The organism is Citrobacter sp. CK189 (assembly GCF_030333505.1).
GTDB lineage: Bacteria > Pseudomonadota > Gammaproteobacteria > Enterobacterales > Enterobacteriaceae > Citrobacter_B > Citrobacter_B koseri.
This window is the reverse complement of the sequence record NZ_JAOWFV010000039.1, coordinates 117,926-137,226: the sequence shown is the minus strand read 5'-3', so window position 1 is coordinate 137,226 and position 19,301 is coordinate 117,926. Positions and strand designations below refer to the sequence as shown.

General features: G+C 53.8%; 18 protein-coding genes. 15 read left to right on the top strand and 3 right to left on the bottom strand.

All coding sequences use genetic code 11. The features are described from left to right. Positions 1 to 366 precede the first annotated feature (366 nt). Positions 367 to 1,938, top strand: a complete 1,572-nt coding sequence (garD, locus tag OGV83_RS16345) for a galactarate dehydratase (RefSeq protein WP_012135264.1) — start codon at positions 367 to 369, stop codon at positions 1,936 to 1,938. Between the two features lie 58 nt (positions 1,939 to 1,996). On the opposite strand, the gene OGV83_RS16340 is transcribed toward garD, so the two are convergent. Next, complete coding sequence (locus OGV83_RS16340; RefSeq protein ID WP_012135265.1) at positions 1,997 to 2,806, bottom strand: DeoR family transcriptional regulator; 810 nt, start codon at positions 2,804 to 2,806, stop codon at positions 1,997 to 1,999. A 249-nt stretch (positions 2,807 to 3,055) separates the two neighbouring features. On the opposite strand from OGV83_RS16340, the gene kbaZ reads away from it, so the two are divergent. The 10 genes from kbaZ (at position 3,056) to OGV83_RS16290 (ending at position 13,291) form a co-directional block, all read left to right on the top strand. Then, on the top strand, positions 3,056 to 4,351 hold the full coding sequence (gene kbaZ / locus OGV83_RS16335) for a tagatose-bisphosphate aldolase subunit KbaZ (RefSeq protein ID WP_024130977.1): 1,296 nt from the start codon (positions 3,056 to 3,058) through the stop codon (positions 4,349 to 4,351). A gap of 18 nt (positions 4,352 to 4,369) precedes the next feature. Then, complete coding sequence (gene agaV, locus OGV83_RS16330; protein WP_012135267.1) at positions 4,370 to 4,843, top strand: PTS N-acetylgalactosamine transporter subunit IIB; 474 nt, start codon at positions 4,370 to 4,372, stop codon at positions 4,841 to 4,843. A 10-nt stretch (positions 4,844 to 4,853) separates the two neighbouring features. Next, positions 4,854 to 5,633 carry a PTS N-acetylgalactosamine transporter subunit IIC gene (gene agaW / locus OGV83_RS16325; protein WP_115181078.1) on the top strand — a complete coding sequence of 260 codons (780 nt, stop codon included), beginning with the start codon at positions 4,854 to 4,856 and terminating at the stop codon, positions 5,631 to 5,633. Continuing rightward, positions 5,623 to 6,501 (top strand): PTS N-acetylgalactosamine transporter subunit IID, encoded by an 879-nt coding sequence (agaE, locus tag OGV83_RS16320; protein ID WP_049008850.1) that lies wholly within the window; start codon positions 5,623 to 5,625, stop codon positions 6,499 to 6,501. The genes agaW and agaE overlap by 11 nt, the downstream gene beginning before the upstream one ends. 17 nt (positions 6,502 to 6,518) lie before the next feature. Then, on the top strand, positions 6,519 to 6,953 hold the full coding sequence (gene agaF / locus OGV83_RS16315; RefSeq protein ID WP_049008851.1) for a PTS galactosamine/N-acetylgalactosamine transporter subunit IIA: 435 nt from the start codon (positions 6,519 to 6,521) through the stop codon (positions 6,951 to 6,953). Further along, positions 6,950 to 8,083, top strand: coding sequence for an N-acetylglucosamine-6-phosphate deacetylase (nagA, locus tag OGV83_RS16310; protein ID WP_115181077.1), 1,134 nt, complete (start codon positions 6,950 to 6,952; stop codon positions 8,081 to 8,083). Before agaF ends, nagA begins: the two co-directional genes overlap by 4 nt. A 299-nt stretch (positions 8,084 to 8,382) precedes the next feature. Then, positions 8,383 to 9,528 carry an AgaS family sugar isomerase gene (locus tag OGV83_RS16305; protein ID WP_286464092.1) on the top strand — a complete coding sequence of 382 codons (1,146 nt, stop codon included), beginning with the start codon at positions 8,383 to 8,385 and terminating at the stop codon, positions 9,526 to 9,528. A gap of 12 nt (positions 9,529 to 9,540) precedes the next feature. Next, positions 9,541 to 10,413: a tagatose-bisphosphate aldolase subunit KbaY gene (kbaY, locus tag OGV83_RS16300; protein WP_275165113.1), complete on the top strand. Its 873-nt coding sequence runs from the start codon at positions 9,541 to 9,543 to the stop codon at positions 10,411 to 10,413. Between the two features lie 121 nt (positions 10,414 to 10,534). After that, positions 10,535 to 12,106, top strand: a complete 1,572-nt coding sequence (malX, locus tag OGV83_RS16295; RefSeq protein WP_286464087.1) for a maltose/glucose-specific PTS transporter subunit IIBC — start codon at positions 10,535 to 10,537, stop codon at positions 12,104 to 12,106. A 12-nt stretch (positions 12,107 to 12,118) separates the two neighbouring features. Beyond that, positions 12,119 to 13,291, top strand: coding sequence for a MalY/PatB family protein (locus OGV83_RS16290; protein ID WP_286464086.1), 1,173 nt, complete (start codon positions 12,119 to 12,121; stop codon positions 13,289 to 13,291). Positions 13,292 to 13,387: 96 nt separating this feature from the next. On the opposite strand, the gene rsmI is transcribed toward OGV83_RS16290, so the two are convergent. Next, positions 13,388 to 14,251, bottom strand: coding sequence for a 16S rRNA (cytidine(1402)-2'-O)-methyltransferase (rsmI, locus tag OGV83_RS16285; RefSeq protein WP_047461036.1), 864 nt, complete (start codon positions 14,249 to 14,251; stop codon positions 13,388 to 13,390). A 62-nt stretch (positions 14,252 to 14,313) separates the two neighbouring features. On the opposite strand from rsmI, the gene OGV83_RS16280 reads away from it, so the two are divergent. Genes OGV83_RS16280 through dolP form a run of 4 tightly spaced genes read left to right on the top strand, consistent with a single transcriptional unit; the run spans position 14,314 to position 17,908 of the window. Next, on the top strand, positions 14,314 to 16,359 hold the full coding sequence (locus OGV83_RS16280; RefSeq protein WP_286464084.1) for a penicillin-binding protein activator: 2,046 nt from the start codon (positions 14,314 to 14,316) through the stop codon (positions 16,357 to 16,359). After that, positions 16,317 to 16,712 carry a YraN family protein gene (locus tag OGV83_RS16275; protein WP_047461029.1) on the top strand — a complete coding sequence of 132 codons (396 nt, stop codon included), beginning with the start codon at positions 16,317 to 16,319 and terminating at the stop codon, positions 16,710 to 16,712. Before OGV83_RS16280 ends, OGV83_RS16275 begins: the two co-directional genes overlap by 43 nt. 20 nt (positions 16,713 to 16,732) lie before the next feature. After that, on the top strand, positions 16,733 to 17,323 hold the full coding sequence (diaA, locus tag OGV83_RS16270; RefSeq protein ID WP_012135279.1) for a DnaA initiator-associating protein DiaA: 591 nt from the start codon (positions 16,733 to 16,735) through the stop codon (positions 17,321 to 17,323). Between the two features lie 9 nt (positions 17,324 to 17,332). Next, positions 17,333 to 17,908, top strand: a complete 576-nt coding sequence (dolP, locus tag OGV83_RS16265) for a division/outer membrane stress-associated lipid-binding lipoprotein (RefSeq protein WP_012135280.1) — start codon at positions 17,333 to 17,335, stop codon at positions 17,906 to 17,908. Positions 17,909 to 18,086: 178 nt separating this feature from the next. Here dolP and OGV83_RS16260 read toward each other — a convergent pair whose 3' ends face one another. Beyond that, on the bottom strand, positions 18,087 to 19,124 hold the full coding sequence (locus OGV83_RS16260; protein WP_058668148.1) for a permease: 1,038 nt from the start codon (positions 19,122 to 19,124) through the stop codon (positions 18,087 to 18,089). Between the last annotated feature and the right edge of the window lie 177 nt (positions 19,125 to 19,301).

Sequence of the window (19,301 nt, the reverse complement as noted above, 5' to 3'; positions counted from 1 at the left end):
GGAGATATTTCGATTTGCTCATCTAAGGAATTACGCTGATATTTTATCGATAGCGGATAATGAAAGTCGTGAATCAGTATAATCATACTTACGCCGCTAAACATTGTTGCATTGCTCAATTTTAATATTCACAATGAATAATGTTTTGAGCATTTGCACAACGTCATGGGCGGTGATGCACAGATTTGTACATTACTCGCCCAGCGCCCGTACCATCGGGAATAATGGCCGATCGCGATCACATTTTTAAACAAAAACTCCTGGCATTCTTTATTTAGCAGCAACGTATTTTTAATTCCGACAATAAAAAGCAGTTGTTCTCTTTAACACATTTATTATCACCACCTGGCTGGAGAATACTGGACAATGGCCGATATCGAAATTAGACAAGAATCGCCAACCGCGTTTTATATTAAAGTGCATGACACCGATAACGTGGCAATTATTGTTAATGACAATGGTCTGCAAGCCGGAACGCGTTTCCCGGACGGTCTGGCGTTGGTTGAACATATTCCTCAGGGGCATAAAGTGGCTCTGGAGGCGATTCCTGCCCACGGCGAAATTGTGCGTTATGGCGAGGTGATCGGCTATGCCGTTCGCGACATCGCACGCGGCAGCTGGATAGATGAGTCGCTGGTTGAGCTACCGAAAGCGCCGCCGTTACACACCCTGCCGCTGGCGACGAAAGTGCCGGAACCGCTGCCGCCGCTGGAAGGCTACACGTTTGAAGGCTACCGCAACGCGGATGGCAGCGTCGGCACCAAAAATCTGCTCGGCATCACCACCAGCGTACACTGCGTGGCGGGCGTCGTGGATTATGTCGTGAAGATCATTGAGCGTGACCTGCTGCCCGGATACCCGAATGTAGACGGCGTTGTCGGTCTGAACCACTTGTACGGCTGCGGCGTGGCGATCAACGCGCCAGCGGCCGTGGTGCCTATCCGCACCATTCATAACATCTCGTTGAACCCGAACTTCGGCGGCGAAGTTATGGTCATCGGCCTTGGCTGTGAAAAACTTCAGCCGGAACGTCTGCTGGAAGGCACGGAAGATGTGAAAGGGATTCCGGTGGACAGCGCCAGTATTGTGCGTTTGCAGGATGAGCAGCACGTCGGCTTTAAGTCGATGGTCGAGGATATTTTGCAGGTGGCCGAACGCCACCTGGCGAAGCTCAACCAGCGCCAGCGTGAAACCTGCCCGGCTTCCGAACTGGTGGTCGGAATGCAGTGCGGCGGCAGCGATGCGTTTTCCGGCGTGACGGCCAACCCGGCGGTGGGTTACGCCTCGGATCTGTTAGTGCGTTGCGGCGCGACGGTGATGTTCTCGGAAGTCACCGAAGTCCGTGATGCGATCCACCTTCTCACGCCACGCGCGATTAACGAAGAGGTCGGCAAACGCCTGCTGGAAGAGATGGCCTGGTACGATAATTATCTTGATATGGGGAAAACTGACCGCAGCGCCAACCCGTCGCCAGGCAACAAAAAAGGCGGTCTCGCGAACGTGGTGGAAAAAGCGTTGGGCTCTATCGCAAAATCCGGGCAGAGCGCGATTGTGGAAGTGCTGTCCCCCGGTCAGCGACCGACAAAACGCGGTTTAATTTACGCCGCCACGCCCGCCAGTGATTTTGTCTGCGGCACGCAGCAGGTCGCTTCCGGGATCACCGTGCAGGTGTTCACAACCGGTCGCGGAACGCCATATGGCCTGATGGCGGTTCCGGTAATCAAAATGGCGACCCGCACAGAACTGGCGAATCGCTGGTTTGATTTGATGGACATCAACGCGGGCACCATTGCCACAGGGGAAGAGAGTATTGAGGACGTGGGCTGGAAGCTGTTCCACTTTATTCTGGACGTCGCGAGCGGTCGTAAGAAAACCTTCTCAGACCAATGGGGGCTGCATAACCAGCTGGCCGTGTTTAACCCCGCGCCAGTGACCTGATGACGAAAAAGGCCGGATGGGGATCGCATCGCCATCCTGCCTTTTACAGATAACTGAATTACGCGTTCACCAGAATCACTTCAATACCGCTCTTGCGTAAACCTTCCAGGCTGTCGACAGGAATACCTTCATCCACAATGATGGTATGAATACGCTGCGTATCAATGATCTTATGCAGACTGGAGCGGTTAAACTTCGTGGAGTCCGTGACGACAATGATGCGCTCGGCCACTTCACACATCCGGCGGTTAAGTCTGGCTTCATCTTCATTGTGCGTGCTGACGCCACGCTCTAAATCAATGGCATCGACCCCCAGAAACAACATATCGAAATGGTAATTCTGTAGCGACTGCTCTGCCTGGTCACCATAAAATGACTGCGACTGGCGGCGCAGATGCCCACCAGTCATCAGCAGTTCCACTCCCTCAGCTTCCAGCAATGCATTGGCGACATTCATGCCATTGGTCATGGCGATGATATCCGTATGCTGGCGCATCATGCGCGCGATTTCATATGTCGTGGTGCCTGAGTCAAGGATCACCCGGTGTCCGGGTTTAATCAGCGAAACCGCCGCCTGGGCGATACTGCGCTTTACAGCGGTATTGAGTGAACTTTTATCTTCCACCGAAGGCTCAATACCCGGAGTATTGCTGTCGCAAATTAACGCGCCGCCATACGCACGCACGGCAATCCCCTGTTTTTCGAGAAAAGCCAGATCGTTACGGATGGTCACGGTGGAGACGCCGAATAAGACGGAAAGATCGTTAACCTGTACGCTTCCCTGCTGTCGCAACCGCTGGATAATTTGCTCCCGCCTTTCGCTGGTAGCGGTAATGCGCTTATCCGCAGAAGAATCAGTACTGCTCATAAAAAATCCTTTAATCAAATCTTTCGTTTCATTTCGATTTTTCTATTAACGCCTTTCTTTTACTGGAATGCAAGCCCCCATACCTGCAAGCCATAAGACGACGCATCGCTGAAACCTTTCATTATGTTTCTTTTGTGAAACAGATCCGAAAACAGATATCTTTCGTTTTATTTTTATAGCGTCTTGCACCAGTATCAGATGAAACAAAATGAAAGACACTTGTCTTAAGCATTCAACCTGGAGAGGAAAGTGAAACATCTAACAGAAATGGTGGAGCAGCATAAACGAGGGAACACAAATGGGATTTATGCCGTTTGTTCTGCGCATCCACTGGTGCTGGAAGCCGCTATACGTTATGCCCATGCAAACCATACCCCACTGCTGATTGAAGCCACATCTAACCAGGTTGACCAGTTCGGGGGTTATACCGGCATGACGCCCGCCGATTTTCGCGGCTTTGTTTACCAGCTGGCCGACTCACTTAATTTTCCACAATCACAGTTGATTCTGGGCGGCGATCACCTCGGCCCCAACCGTTGGCAAAATCTGCCTGCCGCCCAGGCGATGGCAAATGCGGATGATTTAATAAAGAGCTACGTGGCAGCCGGGTTTAAAAAGATCCATCTCGATTGCAGCATGTCCTGCGCCAACGATCCGATACCGTTAACCGATGAGATCGTTGCTGAGCGCGCCGCGCGACTGGCGAAGATCGCAGAAGAAACCTGCCGTGAGCATTTTGGCGAATCCGATCTGGTTTACGTGATCGGTACTGAAGTTCCGGTTCCCGGCGGCGCGCATGAGACATTGACTGAACTGGAAGTAACAACACCTGACGCGGCACGAGCCACGCTGGAAGCGCATCGTCATGCATTTGAGAAACAGGGACTGAGCGCCATTTGGCCTCGCATCATCGGGCTGGTTGTACAACCGGGCGTTGAGTTCGACCATACGCATATCATTGATTACCAACCGCAAAAAGCCATCGCGTTGAGTGCAATGGTAGAAGCGTATGACACGCTGGTGTTTGAAGCGCACTCCACGGATTACCAGACGCCACAGTCGCTGCGCCAGCTGGTGAAAGATCACTTTGCGATTCTGAAAGTCGGCCCGGCCCTCACCTTTGCCCTGCGCGAAGCGTTATTCTCGCTGGCCGCAATTGAAGAAGAGCTGTTACCCGCCAAAACCAGCTCTGGTCTGCGCCATGTGCTGGAAAGCGTGATGCTCGATCGCCCGGAATACTGGCAGAGTCACTACCACGGCGACGGCAACGCACGCCGCCTGGCGCGTGGTTATAGTTATTCCGATCGCGTTCGCTATTACTGGCCGGATCAGCAGATTGATGAGGCGTTTGCACGGCTGGTTCGCAACCTGGCGGATGACCCCATTCCACTGCCGCTCATCAGCCAGTATTTGCCGCTACAGTACGCCAGAGTGCGCGAAGGGGATCTCAACGCAACGCCGCGAGAGCTCATTATCAGCCACATTCAGGACGTACTACAGCAGTACCACGCCGCCTGCCAGGGCGTTACATCCCAAAACGCATAACAACGAAGAGGAAACGCTATGCCAAACATTGTATTGAGTCGAATTGACGAACGTTTAATCCACGGCCAGGTCGGCGTGCAGTGGGTTGGGTTTGCGGGGGCAAATCTGGTACTGGTCGCCAATGATGAAGTGGCTGAAGACCCGGTACAGCAAAACCTGATGGAGATGGTGCTGGCGGAGGGGATCGCCGTACGTTTCTGGCCGCTGCAAAAAGTGATCGACAATATCCATCGCGCTGCCGATCGACAGAAAATTCTGCTGGTCTGCAAGTCGCCAGCGGATTTCCTCAAGCTGGTGGAGGGCGGCGTTCCCGTAACACGTATCAATGTAGGCAACATGCACTATGCCAATGGCAAACAACAAATTGCCAAAACGGTTTCTGTCGATGCTAACGATATTACGGCATTTAATGGCCTGAAAACCGCCGGTGTCGAATGCTTCGTACAGGGAGTTCCGACAGAACCCGCTTTGGATCTCTTTAAACTACTCTGAGGGATTCACAATGGAAATCAGTCTGTTGCAGGCTTTTGCGTTGGGTATTCTCGCCTTTATCGCAGGCCTGGATATGTTCAACGGGTTAACGCATATGCACCGTCCGGTGGTGCTTGGGCCGCTGGTCGGCCTGATTCTGGGCGATCTGCATACCGGTATTTTGACGGGTGGTACGCTGGAACTGGTGTGGATGGGCCTGGCACCTTTAGCTGGCGCACAGCCGCCAAACGTGATTATCGGCACGATCGTGGGAACGACGTTTGCGATTACGACCGGCGTGAAACCCGATGTCGCCGTGGGTGTCGCCGTACCGTTTGCCGTCGCCGTACAAATGGGGATTACCTTCCTGTTCTCAGTGATGTCTGGCGTAATGTCCCGCTGCGACCGTATGGCGGCTAACGCTGACGCCCGCGGCATTGAACGAGTCAACTATCTGGCGCTGCTGGCGTTAGGCATCTTCTACTTCCTCTGCGCCTTCCTGCCGATTTACTTTGGGGCGGAACATGCGAAAACCGCCATTGATGTGCTGCCGGAACGTCTGATTGACGGGCTTGGCGTCGCAGGCGGCATTATGCCTGCTATCGGTTTCGCCGTACTGCTGAAAATCATGATGAAAAATGTCTATATCCCCTATTTCATCATCGGTTTCGTTGCCGCAGCCTGGCTCAAACTTCCGGTGCTGGCCATCGCCGCTGCGGCCCTCGCAATGGCATTGATTGACCTGCTGCGTAAATCTCCTGAACCGACTCAACCTGCGGCACAGAAAGAGGAATTCGAAGATGGCATCTAATCAAACCACGCTACCAAACGTCTCCGACACTGACGAGACGCTGCTGTCCGGCGTAAACGAAAACGTCTATGAAGACCAGAGTATCGGCGCTGAACTGACGAAAAAGGATATCAACCGCGTGGCCTGGCGTTCCATGTTGTTGCAGGCTTCCTTTAACTACGAGCGTATGCAGGCATCTGGCTGGCTGTACGGTTTACTGCCCGCCCTGAAAAAGATCCATACCAACAAACGCGATCTGGCGCGTGCCATGAAAGGCCATATGGGTTTCTTCAACACCCATCCATTTCTGGTGACGTTTGTGATCGGCATTATCCTCGCTATGGAGCGCTCCAAGCAGGATGTGAACAGCATTCAGAGTACCAAAATTGCCGTTGGCGCCCCGCTCGGCGGAATTGGCGATGCGATGTTCTGGCTGACATTGCTGCCCATTTGCGGCGGTATTGGAGCCAGTCTCGCACTGCAAGGTTCTATCCTCGGCGCCGTCGTCTTTATTGTTCTGTTCAATGTGGTTCACCTCGGCCTGCGTTTTGGCCTGGCGCACTATGCTTATCGGATGGGGGTCGCGGCCATTCCGCTTATCAAAGCGAACACCCGGAAAGTGGGTCATGCGGCGTCTATCGTTGGGATGACGGTGATTGGCGCGCTGGTGGCAACCTATGTTCGTCTGAACACCACGCTTGAAATCAAGGCCGGTGATGCGGTTGTTAAATTACAGGCCGATGTTATCGATAAGCTCATGCCCGCGTTTTTACCGCTGGTCTATACCTTGACCATGTTCTGGCTGGTACGCCGCGGCTGGAGCCCGCTACGCCTTATTGGCATCACCGTCGTTTTGGGTGTAGTCGGTAAATTCTGTCACTTCCTGTAAAGACAAAGAGGTTTGAGATGTTAGGCATTATTTTGACGGGGCACGGCGGATTTGCCAGTGGGATGGAAAAAGCGATGAAGCAGATCCTTGGCGAGCAGTCGCAATTTATCGCTATCGACTTCCCGGAAGCATCAACGACCGCGCTGCTCACCTCACAGCTTGAGCAGGCCGTTGATGAACTGGACGACCGGGAGGATATCGTGTTTCTGACTGACCTGTTGGGCGGTACGCCTTTTCGGGTGGCATCAACACTGGCGTTACAGAAACCGGGACGGGAAGTGATCACCGGCACGAATTTACAGCTCCTTCTGGAGATGGTGCTGGAACGCGAAGGATTAACCAGCGAAGCCTTTCGCCAGCAGGCGCTGGAGTGCGGGCATCGCGGCCTGACCAGTCTGGTGGATGAGCTGGGGCGCTGTCGCGAAGAAAACGCCATAGAGGAAGGGATATGAGCCAGTTGCTGCGCGCCCGACGCGTGTTGACCGAGCAGGGCTGGCTTGACGATCACCAACTCCGTATTGAGAAAGGCGTTATTGCGGCAATAGAGCCCGTTCCCCCAGGAATCACAGTGCGTGATGCAGAGCTACTGTGCCCGGCATATATTGATACTCATGTTCACGGTGGCGCAGGTCTGGACGTCATGGACGACGCGCCGGAGACGCTCGATAAACTGGCGTTGCATAAAGCGCGCGAAGGCGTGGGAGGTTGGCTTCCCACGACGGTCACTGCACCGTTGGATGCTATCCGCAATGCGCTGGAACGTATTGCCCGACGCTGTCAGTCCGGCGGCCCCGGCGCGCAGGTGCTGGGTAGTTATCTGGAAGGCCCCTGGTTCACGCCGCAGAACAAAGGGGCTCATCCGCCTGAACTGTTTCGTGAATTGGATCTTGCCGAGCTGGACGACCTGATAGCCGTCTCACAGAACACCTTGCGCATCGTCGCGCTGGCGCCGGAAAAACCTGGCGCACTGCAAGCGATTCAACATCTCAAACAACGCGGCGTACGCGTCATGTTAGGCCATAGCGCGGCAACGTACGAACAGACCTGCGCCGCATTTGATGCCGGTGCAGACGGGCTGGTGCATTGTTTTAACGGTATGAGCGGATTACACCATCGGGAACCTGGAATGGTGGGCGCCGGGTTAACCGATACGCGTGCGTGGCTGGAGCTTATCGCCGACGGGCATCATGTCCATCCTGCGGCACTGCGTCTGTGCTGTGGCTACGCGAAAACGCGGGTTGTATTAATCACCGATGCGATGCGCGCAGCAGGTATGCCTGACGGGCAATATGATATTTGCGGCTACGACGTCGAAATGCGTGGCGGCATTGTACGCACCGCGTCCGGTGGGCTGGCGGGCAGTACGCTCTCGATTGATACCGCCGTGCGAAATATGGTCAAACACGCTGGCGCGACGCCAGAAGAAGCTATCCATATGGCCTCACTGCATCCTGCACGCCTGCTTGGCATCGATCGCCAGTTGGGATCGATCGAGCCAGGCAAATGCGCCAGCCTCATCGCGCTGGACAATGGCCTGCATCTCCAGCGTGTCTGGATTCAGGGGCAGCCCTTCGCCTTGTAGACCTTTCATTCTCTGTCATATTGGCCTTAGACGTAACGTCATGAGGCCTTTCTTTTTCTTTCGCTAAGGAAATCCTTAGATAACGTAAGTTAAAGCCAACACGTTATATATCAATGAGATAACCACATCCTTCGTTTCATCGATCACATTTTTCGTTTTATTTCACTTTGCATTATTGAACTTTCGATTTCTTTTCTATAGATTTTATTTAACTGAACAGCAGAACAAGTGAAACGAAACGAAAGTCAAAGGCACAATACCAACGGCTGAGTGGAGTTCACAAGACTAAGGACTATGTTATGCCAGAAACTCGCACCTCCGTTACCGGCACCTGGACGGAAGAAGAGATCCGTCAACAACCGGCCAGTTGGATCCGCTCACTCAATAACATCAGCAGTATTCGATCGGCCATTGATCGTTTCCTGACGCCATTGCTGTGCAAAAACGATCTGCGGATCATACTGACCGGCGCAGGCACTTCCGCGTTTATCGGCGATATCATCGCCCCCTGGCTTTCACGCCACACCGGGAAAAACATCACGGCCGTACCCACCACTGACCTCGTCACAAATCCAATGGATTACCTGACGCCCGCACATCCGTTACTGCTGGTCTCCTTCGCCCGCTCCGGCAACAGCCCGGAAAGCGTTGCCGCCGTTGAGCTGGCAAATCAGTTTGTGCCTGAGTGCTATCACCTTTCGATCACCTGCAATGAAGCCGGAAATCTGTATCAAAATGCCGTCGACAGCGATAACGCCTTCGCATTGTTGATGCCTGCTGAAACGCACGATCGCGGCTTTGCGATGACCAGCAGCATCACCACCATGATGGCGAGCTGTCTGGCGGTGTTCGCACCCGATATGATCAACAACCAGACCTTCCGCGATGTTGCGGATCGCTGCCAGACGATCCTCACCTCGCTCGGTGATTTCAGCAAAGGCGTTTTTGGCAATGAGCCCTGGAAACGGATCGTTTACCTCGGTAGCGGCGGGTTACAGGGAGCTGCGCGTGAATCCGCGCTCAAAGTTCTGGAGCTAACAGCCGGTAAGCTGGCTGCATTTTACGACTCGCCGACGGGTTTCCGTCACGGCCCGAAATCGCTGGTTGATAACGAAACGCTGGTCGTGGTGTTTATCTCCAGCCATCCCTACACCCGTCAGTACGATCTCGATCTGTTAGCGGAACTGCGCCGCGATCAACAGGCATTGCGCGTCGTCGCAATCGCCGCTGAAAGCGATCCTGTCATCAACACAGGCCCACATATCCTGCTGCCGCCATCGCGCGCTTTTATTGATACAGAACTGGCTTTCTGCTTCCTGATCTACGCGCAGGTGTTCGCACTCACGCAATCCATCAGCGTCGGAAACACCCCGGACACCCCATCCGCCAGCGGCACGGTTAACCGTGTGGTGCAAGGTGTTGTTATCCATCCCTGGAATGCCTAAGAGGATCGCATCATGAGCATTATTTCCACCAAGTACCTCCTGCAAGATGCCCAGACGAAAGGTTACGCTGTCCCTGCATTCAACATCCATAACGCCGAAACGATCCAGGCGATTCTCGAAGTTTGCAGTGAAATGCAATCCCCCGTGATCCTCGCCGGGACGCCAGGCACCTTTAAGCACATTGCGCTGGAAGAGATCTACGCGCTATGCAGCGCTTACTCCAACAGCTATGACATACCGCTGGCGCTGCATCTCGATCACCATGAGTCGCTGGAAGATATCCGCCGCAAGGTCAATGCCGGCGTACGCAGCGCCATGATCGACGGTAGCCACTTCCCGTTTGAAGAAAACGTGAAGCTGGTGAAATCGGTGGTGGATTTCTGTCACGCGCGCGATTGCAGCGTGGAAGCTGAACTGGGACGTCTGGGCGGCGTGGAAGACGACATGAGCGTCGATGCGGAAAGCGCCTTCCTGACCGATCCGCAGGAAGCGAAACGCTTTGTCGAACTCACCGGTGTCGACAGCCTCGCTGTGGCAATCGGTACTGCACACGGCCTTTACACCAAACGTCCTAAAATCGATTTCCAGCGTCTGGCTGAGATTCGCGAAGTGGTTGATATCCCACTGGTGCTGCACGGCGCAAGCGATGTACCTGATGAATACGTCCGCCGCACCATTGAACTGGGCGTATGCAAGGTTAACGTCGCCACCGAACTGAAAATTGCCTTTGCCGATGCAGTCAAGAAGTGGTTTGCGGAAAACCCTGATGGCAACGATCCGCGTTATTACATGCGCGTGGGCATGGATGCGATGAAAGACGTCGTCAGAAGTAAAATAACGGTTTGCGGATCCTACAAAAAGTTACTGCAACCTTCGCATTGTTAATCTTTGTTTTCGAATTGAATCAATAAACATATAAAAACAACTTACTTCGCAATTTCAAAAGGTCATGATTAATTCCTCATGACCTTCATATTATACTGATGAAAATCATGGAGTACTCTACATGACACAGGAAAAGTCCTTTAAATCGAGGTTATGGGAATTCTTTCAAAGCCTGGGTAAAACATTTATGTTCCCCGTATCGCTGCTTGCATTTATGGGGTTATTATTAGGGGTAGGCAGTTCAATTACCAGTCCGTCGACAATAAAAAGCTTTCCATTCCTGGGAGGAGAACTTACCCAATTAACTTTTGGTTTTATTGCAATGGTAGGTGGATTTGCTTTTACTTATTTACCTGTCATGTTTGCTATTGCTATTCCAATGGGAATGGCTAAACGGAATAAAGCCGTTGGCGCTTTTTCAGGTTTTGTCGGCTATATGCTGATGAATATGAGTATCAATTATTACCTGACCGCAACACACCAGATTGCGGATGCCGCGACAATGAAACAGGTCGGGCAATCCATCGTATTAGGCATTCAGACATTAGAGATGGGCGTGCTGGGCGGCATCATCGCTGGCGTTATCACCTATTTCCTGCACGAGCGTTTCCAGGATACCGTCTTGCATGACGCTTTCGCTTTCTTTAGCGGCATTCGTTTCGTCCCTATTATCACCTCGCTGACAATGTCTCTGGTGGGGTTAGCGATTCCATTACTCTGGACCTACGTCGCGATGGGTATTGCCGGTATCGGGCATATCATTCAGAGCACCAGCGTATTTGGCCCATTCTTATACGGTGTAGGCGTGCTGCTGCTCAAGCCTTTCGGCCTTCATCATATCCTGTTAGCTATGGTGCGTTTCACCCCGGCTGGCGGAACGGAGTTCGTTAACGGCCATGAAGTCGCCGGGGCGCTCAATATTTTTTATGCCGAGCTGAAAGCTGGCCTTCCCTTCAGCCCACATGTAACGGCCTTCTTATCTCAGGGCTTTATGCCGACATTTATTTTTGGTTTGCCTGCCGTAGCATATGCTATCTACAGAACGGCCAAACCCGAAAACCGCCCGGTGATTAAAGGACTGTTACTTTCCGGTGTTTTAGTTTCGGTTATCACTGGTATCTCCGAGCCCATTGAATTTTTATTCCTCTTTATTGCCCCAGCGCTGTATGCCTTCCATATTGTAATGTCTGGGTTGGCTTTGATGGTCATGGCAATTCTTGGTGTCACCATTGGTAATACGGACGGCGGCATTCTGGATTTGTTAATTTTCGGCGTGATGCAAGGAACATCAACGAAATGGTATTTATTATTCCCGGTTGGTATCGTTTGGTTTGGGATCTACTTCTTTGTTTTCCGCTGGTACATTCTTAAGCATGATATTAAAACACCTGGCCGTGAGGACTCTTCAGATGATGCAGCCCAGGCTGTTGCAGCAAATACCAAAGCACGCGGCAAATCAAAATATGATCACGGTGTTATTTTGAATGCGCTGGGTGGGAAAGAAAATATCGATTCTCTGGATAACTGTATTACCCGTTTACGCCTGGTGGTGAAAGATATGTCCAAAGTGGATCAACAAACATTAAAAAACGCCGGGGCGCTCTCCGTCGTTGTACTGGATGCGCATAGCGTTCAGGTCATTATTGGGCCACAGGTGCAAAGCGTGAAAACAGGCATTGAAACCTTAATCTAACAGGAGTCTGGAATGTTCGATTTCGACAGTACCATCGAGCGTCAAAGTGATAAATGCCGCAAGTGGGATCATCCGTTTGTCTGCTCGCGGTTTGGCACCGTACCAAAAGACTTTATTCCGCTATGGATTGCGGACATGGATTTCACCTCACCTCCTGCGGTGATTGACGGCTTCCAGCGTATCGTCCAGCACGGAACATTTGGCTACACCTACTGTTTCGATGCGTTTTATGACGCGGTCATTACCTTCCAGTATGAACGCCATCAGGTAAATGTTCAGCGTGACTGGATCACGCTAACCTACGGCACCGTTTCTACACTGCACTACACGGTTCAGGCATTCTGCCAACCGGGCGATAGCGTGATGATGAATACGCCGGTCTATGACCCTTTTGCGATGGCGGCGCAGCGGCAGAATGTGCATGTTCTCGCCAGCCCGCTTCGCGTGGAAGAGAACCGCTATCATCTTGATGTTGAATTGATCGAAGACCAGCTTAAAACGCATCGTCCAAAGCTATGGTTCTTCTGTTCGCCGCATAACCCTTCAGGAAGGATCTGGCGTGCGGATGAGATCCGTCTGGTCTCTGATTTATGCAAACGCTATGGCGTGATCCTGGTCGTTGACGAAGTCCATGCCGAGCACATTCTTGATGGTAAGTTCGTCAGTTGCTTGTCATCGGGGTGCGCCGCACTGGATAACGTTATTGTCCTGACCTCGCCCAACAAAGCTTTCAACTTAGGCGGGCTGAAAACCTCTTATTCCATCATCCCGAATGAGACGCTGAGGCAGCGTTTTCGCCAGCAGCTTGAGAAGAACTCCATCACCTCGCCGAATATCTTCGGTGTCTGGGGAATCATTCTTGCCTATCAGCAGGGGCTTGCATGGCTGGATGCGCTGAATGGATATCTGCGCGGCAACGCCGTATATCTGGCTGACGCCATTAAGACCCACTTTCCCGACTGGAAAATGATGACGCCGGAATCGTCATATCTCGCATGGATTGACGTGAGTGCGGATGAGCGCAGCGCAACGCAACTGACACAGCACTTTGCTCAACAGGCAGGAGTGGTGATCGAAGATGGCAGCCACTACGTGCAAAACGGTGAAAACTATTTACGGATTAACTTCGGCACCCAACGCTATTGGCTGGAACACGCCATCGACAGAATGCTGAAACATTACTAATCCCTGTAAAAACAGTGTTATCCCCACCGGGTAACACTGTTTTCCCTCTGATGCGGCCAGCCTGGGCAGTAAATGGCGGCCGCCCGACTTTCACACTTACTCCCCCTGCTGCTCCAGCGCATACTTATACAGCGCGTTCTTTTTCACGCCGTGGATTTCGGCGGCAAGAGCGGCGGCCTTTTTCAGCGGCAGTTCCGCCTGTAACAACGCCAGCGTTCGCAGCGCGTCGGCGGGAAGCGCATCGTCCTGGGCTTTGTGCCCTTCGACAATCAGTACCATTTCCCCCTTGCGGCGGTTTTCGTCCTCTTTCACCCATGCCAGCAGTTCGCCGACCGGCGCGCCGTAAATGGTCTCCCAGGTTTTGGTCAGCTCACGCGCCAGCACCACGTAGCGAGATTCTCCCCACACGGCGACCATATCTTCCAGGCTGTCCAGCAAACGGTGTGTGGATTCATAAAAAATCAGCGTCCGTGGTTCTGCTTCAATCGCTTTCAGCGCATCACGGCGGCCTTTCGATTTCGCGGGCAGAAAACCTTCATAGCAAAAACGATCGGACGGCAACCCGGCGGCGCTCAGCGCGGCAATCGCGGCGCACGGCCCCGGCAACGGAACCACACGGATGCCGGCTTCACGACAGGTGCGCACCAGATGGTAACCCGGGTCATTGATCAATGGCGTTCCGGCATCAGAAACCAGCGCAATGTTCTGCCCCTCTTTTAGCTTCGCCACCAGCGTCTCGGCTTTTTGCTGCTCATTGTGGTCATGTAAAGCGAACAAGCGGGCGTTAATCGCGAAGTGTTGTAACAATAGTCCGGTATGACGAGTGTCTTCAGCGGCAATTAAATCAACGGCTTGCAAAACTTCGAGCGCTCGTTGGGTAATATCAGCCAAATTCCCGATAGGAGTAGGTACAATATAGAGTTGGCCCTGAGAATTATCCGCCGATTCGTTTTGTTTCATTGTGTCGTCCGTATTGCCGATTTAATATTGAGCATTGCGTAAAAAATATCACTGGATACAGTATGGTACCCTCAACATTTTCTCGTTTGAAAGCCGCGCGCGCGCTGCCTGTCATTCTGGCAGCATTGATTTTCGCGGGCTGTGGCACCCAGGCGCCGGATCAAAGTGCTGCCCATATGCAGGGCACGGCACAAGCTGATTCCGGCTTTTATCTGCAACAAATGCAGCAAAGTTCAGATGATAGCAAGCCCAACTGGCAATTACTCGCCATTCGTGCACTGCTGAAAGAAGGCAAAAGCCAACATGCCATCGAATTATTCAACCAGTTGCCGCAAAACCTGAACGATGCGCAGCGTCGCGAACAGTCGCTGCTGGCGGTTGAGATCAAACTGGCGCAGAAAGATATCGCCGGCGCGCAGGCGCTGCTGGAAAAACTCACTCCGGCTGATTTGGATCAGAACCAACAGGCGCGTTACTGGCAGGCGAAAATTGATGCCAGCCAGGGCCGCCCTTCTCTTTCACTGCTGCGCGCGTTAATCGCCCAGGAGCCGCTACTGTCTGCAAAAGACAAGCAGAAGAACATGGACGCCACCTGGCAAGCGCTCTCCTCTATGACCCAGGAACAGGCTCAGGCGCTGGTCATTAACGCCGATGAAAACGTCCTGCAAGGCTGGCTGGATTTACAGCGTGTCTGGTTCGATAACCGTAACGACCCGGACATGATGAAAGCCGGGATTGCTGACTGGCAAAAACGCTACCCGCAAAACCCAGGGGCAAAACTGCTGCCTACACAACTGGTCAATGTGCAAAGCTTTAAACCGGCTTCTACCAGCAAAATCGCCCTGCTGCTGCCGCTGAACGGCCAGGCCGCCATTTTTGGCCGCACCATTCAGCAAGGTTTTGAAGCGGCGAAAAATCTGGGGACGCAACCGGTGGATGCGCAGCCTGCCGCTGCGCCTGTCGCGGAACCGACAGCGCCAGCAGAACCTGCCCAGCCGCAAGCCGCTGACGGCGTCGCCAGCCCTTCCCAGGCGGCGGTGAACGATTTAACCGGCGACGAACAAACGCAGCCTGCCGAACAACCGGTAAGCGCCCCGGCGCAGACCGCTACGGCGAGCGCGCCGGCCAACCCTTCCGCTGAACTGAAAATCTACGACACCACCTCTCAACCGCTGGATCAGATCCTCACGCAGGTTCAGCAGGACGGCGCCAGCATTGTTGTCGGCCCGCTGCTGAAAAATAACGTTGAAGAGCTGATCAAAAGCAATACGCCGCTGAATGTCCTGGCGCTTAATCAGCCAGAAAAAGTGCAGAACCACGCCAATATTTGCTACTTTGCCCTCTCACCTGAAGATGAAGCCCGCGACGCGGCGCATCATATTCACGACCAGGGCAAACAAAATCCGCTGTTGTTGATTCCACGCAGCGGGCTGGGCGATCGCGTGGCGAACGCTTTCGCTCAGGAGTGGCAGAAGCTGGGCGGCGGCACGGTGTTGCAGCAGAAATTCGGTTCTACCGCTGAGCTGAGAATGGGCGTCAACGGCGGCTCCGGCATTGCCCTGACGGGCAGCCCTGTCGCCGCCAGCCAGCCCTCACAGCCGGGCGTCACCATTGGCGGCCTGACGATTCCAGCACCGCCGACAGACGCGCAGATCATTGGCGGCGGCGGTCGCGTTGACGCGGTCTACATTCTGGCGACGCCGGAAGAGATCGGGTTTATTAAACCGATGATCGCCATGCGTAACGGCAGCCAAAGCGGCGCAACGCTGTACGCCAGCTCGCGCAGCGCGCAGGGCACTTCCGGCCCCGACTTCCGTCTGGAGATGGAAGGCTTGCAGTACAGCGAAATCCCAATGCTGGCCGGTAGCAACATGCCGTTAATGCAGCAGGCGCTCGGCGCCGTACGCAACGACTACTCCCTTGCCCGTATGTACGCGATGGGCGTAGACGCGTGGTCGCTGGCGAACCACTTCTCGCAGATGCGCCAGGTGCCGGGTTTCGAAATTAACGGTAATACCGGGGCGTTAACCGCCACACAGGATTGCGTGATTAACAGGAAGTTATCATGGCTCAAATACCAGCAAGGGCAAATCGTCCCCGCCAGTTAACGAGTAAACAGACCGGCGACGTGTGGGAAGCCGCCGCACGCCGCTGGCTGGAGAGCAAGGGACTGCGTTTTGTTGCCGCCAACGTGCGTGAGCGCGGCGGCGAAATCGATCTGATAATGCGTGACGGAAAAACCACGGTCTTTGTTGAGGTTCGTTATCGCCGCTCGGCACAGTTTGGCGGCGCGGCCGCCAGTGTGACCTGGAGCAAACAACACAAATTATTACAGACCGCCCGCTTGTGGCTTGCTCGCCACAATGGGAGTTTTGATACTGTGGATTGCCGGTTCGATGTGTTAGCCTTCACCGGAAATGATGTTGAGTGGTTTAAGGATGCCTTTAACGACCGCTCATAATTGAAGATTTAAGGATTAGCGTGCTCGATAGAATTAAAGTCTGCTTTACAGAAAGCATTCAAACGCAAATTGCTGCGGCAGAAGCTCTCCCGGATGCAATTTCCCGTGCCGCCATGACGCTGGTTCACTCCCTGCTCAACGGCAACAAAATTCTCTGTTGTGGTAATGGTACTTCCGCCGCCAACGCACAGCATTTTGCTGCCAGCATGATCAACCGTTTTGAAACAGAACGTCCCAGTTTACCCGCTATTGCACTTAATACCGATAATGTGGTCTTAACAGCGATTGCCAACGATCGCCTGCATGATGAAATCTATGCAAAACAGGTCCGTGCGCTGGGCCATGCCGGTGATGTTTTATTGGCGATTTCTACGCGTGGCAACAGTCGCGATATCGTTAAGGCCGTTGAGGCCGCCGTCACTCGGGATATGACCATTGTGGCGTTGACAGGCTATGACGGGGGCGAGCTGGCCGGGTTATTAGGGCCGCAGGATGTTGAAATCCGTATTCCCTCGCACCACAGCGCGCGCATTCAGGAAATGCATATGCTGACGGTAAACTGCTTGTGCGATTTGATCGACAACACGCTTTTCCCTCACCAGGATGATTAAGGAGTACATATGAAGGCATTTTCGCCACTCGCAGTCCTTATTTCTGCGTTGCTGTTGCAAGGTTGCGTCGCTGCCGCGGTGGTTGGAACCGCCGCTGTGGGTACGAAAGCCGCAACCGATCCACGTAGCGTTGGCACCCAGGTGGATGACGGAACCCTGGAGCTGCGCGTAAACAGCGCGCTGTCGAAAGACGAACAAATCAAGAAAGAAGCGCGCATCAACGTAACGGCGTATCAGGGCAAGGTATTACTGGTGGGTCAGTCGCCGAATAGCGAACTCTCCTCGCGGGCAAAACAGATTGCGATGGGTGTCGATGGAGCGACGGAAGTGTATAACGAAATCCGTCAGGGCCAGCCGATTGGTCTTGGGACGGCTTCGAACGATACCTGGATCACCACCAAAGTGCGTTCGCAGCTGTTGACCAGCGATCAGGTGAAATCGTCCAACGTAAAAGTGACGACCGAAAATGGCGAGGTTTTCCTGTTGGGTCTGGTCACCGAGCGTGAATCAAAAGCCGCTGCGGACATCGCCAGCCGGGTCAGCGGTGTGAAACGCGTCACCACCGCCTTTACGTTTATCAAATAACCCGCCGTTTTAGCCGGATGGCGGCTGCGCCTTATCCGGCCTACGGGAAGTACCATTTGTAGGCCCGGTAAGCGCCAGCGTCACCGGGCATTGCGCCGGATGGCGGCTTCGCCTTATCCGGCCTACAGAGAAGCACTTACGTAGGCCGGGCAAGCGAAGCGCCCCCGGCATTTCCACTTCACACCAGCGCAATACTTCCCACTATCACCCCAGAAATCGCCACCAGTACGCCTGTAAGCCACAACGCTTTTGCCGGGAAGGCTTTACGCAGCATAATCAGCGACGGCAGACTCACCGCCGGCAAGGTCATCAGCAGCGCCAGAGCAGGTGCGGTTCCCATTCCTGCCAGCATCATCGTTTGTACAATCGGAATCTCTGCGGCGGTAGGGATCACAAACAGGCATCCCGCGACGGCCATCGCAATAACCCACATCAGCGTATTATCAACTGCGCCATCGGCATGCGGGAACAGCCAGACGCGCGCCGCGCCTAATACCAGTACCGCCAGGATATAAACCGGGATCGTACTCCAGAACAGCGCCCACAATGCCTTTCCCCAGCGAGCAAAGAATCCGCCCTGCGGTTCAGATACGGTGATCTCCTGAGGAATGTCTACCTGCGGCGACTCTTTCACCCATTTCTGCACCAGCGTCGCCACCACCAGCACCATCGCCAGCCCGGCAACCAGACGAATAGCCGCAAAATGCCAGCCGAGCACAAAGCCCATAAACACCAGCGTTGCCGGGTTTAACAGCGGATTACCCATCCAGAACGCCAGCGCGCCGCCCATAGAAACCTGCTGGCGACGCATTCCCGCCGCCACCGGCGCGGCGCAGCAGGTGCACATCATGCCTGGCAGCGAGAACAGGGTGCCAAACAGCGTGCCGCGAAAACGTGACTGCCCCAGCGTACGCAGCAGCCAGTCGCGCGGGATCAACACCTGAATCAGCGAACCGAGGATCACCCCCAGCACCGCCGCCTTCCAGACCGCGATAAAATAGATCATCGCGTAGTCCCAGGCCGCTCGCCACGGGTTCGCATCCGCCTGCGCCAGAATAGATTTACCGATACTGTGCGTTTCCGCAGCCGTGAAGGCTTTGCCGTAATAAGGCTGCCATTTCACATACCAGAGGCCAACGATAACGACGAGAAAGAAGAGTGCGGGTTTCCACCATTGAAATGGCGTCACCGCCTGAGATGAAGACTGACCAGCCATAGCATTCCCCAGGAAGTTATTGAGATAATTAAGCCCGTGAATACTACGCCTTTGGGAAATGTTTGGAAACGTCGTTTTTTATTGGATGGGGGCAAAATGCCCGGTGGCGCTCACGCTTATCGGGCCTGGAGAACGCCACGAAATCCCAGGCCGGATAAGGCGTTAGCCACCATCCGG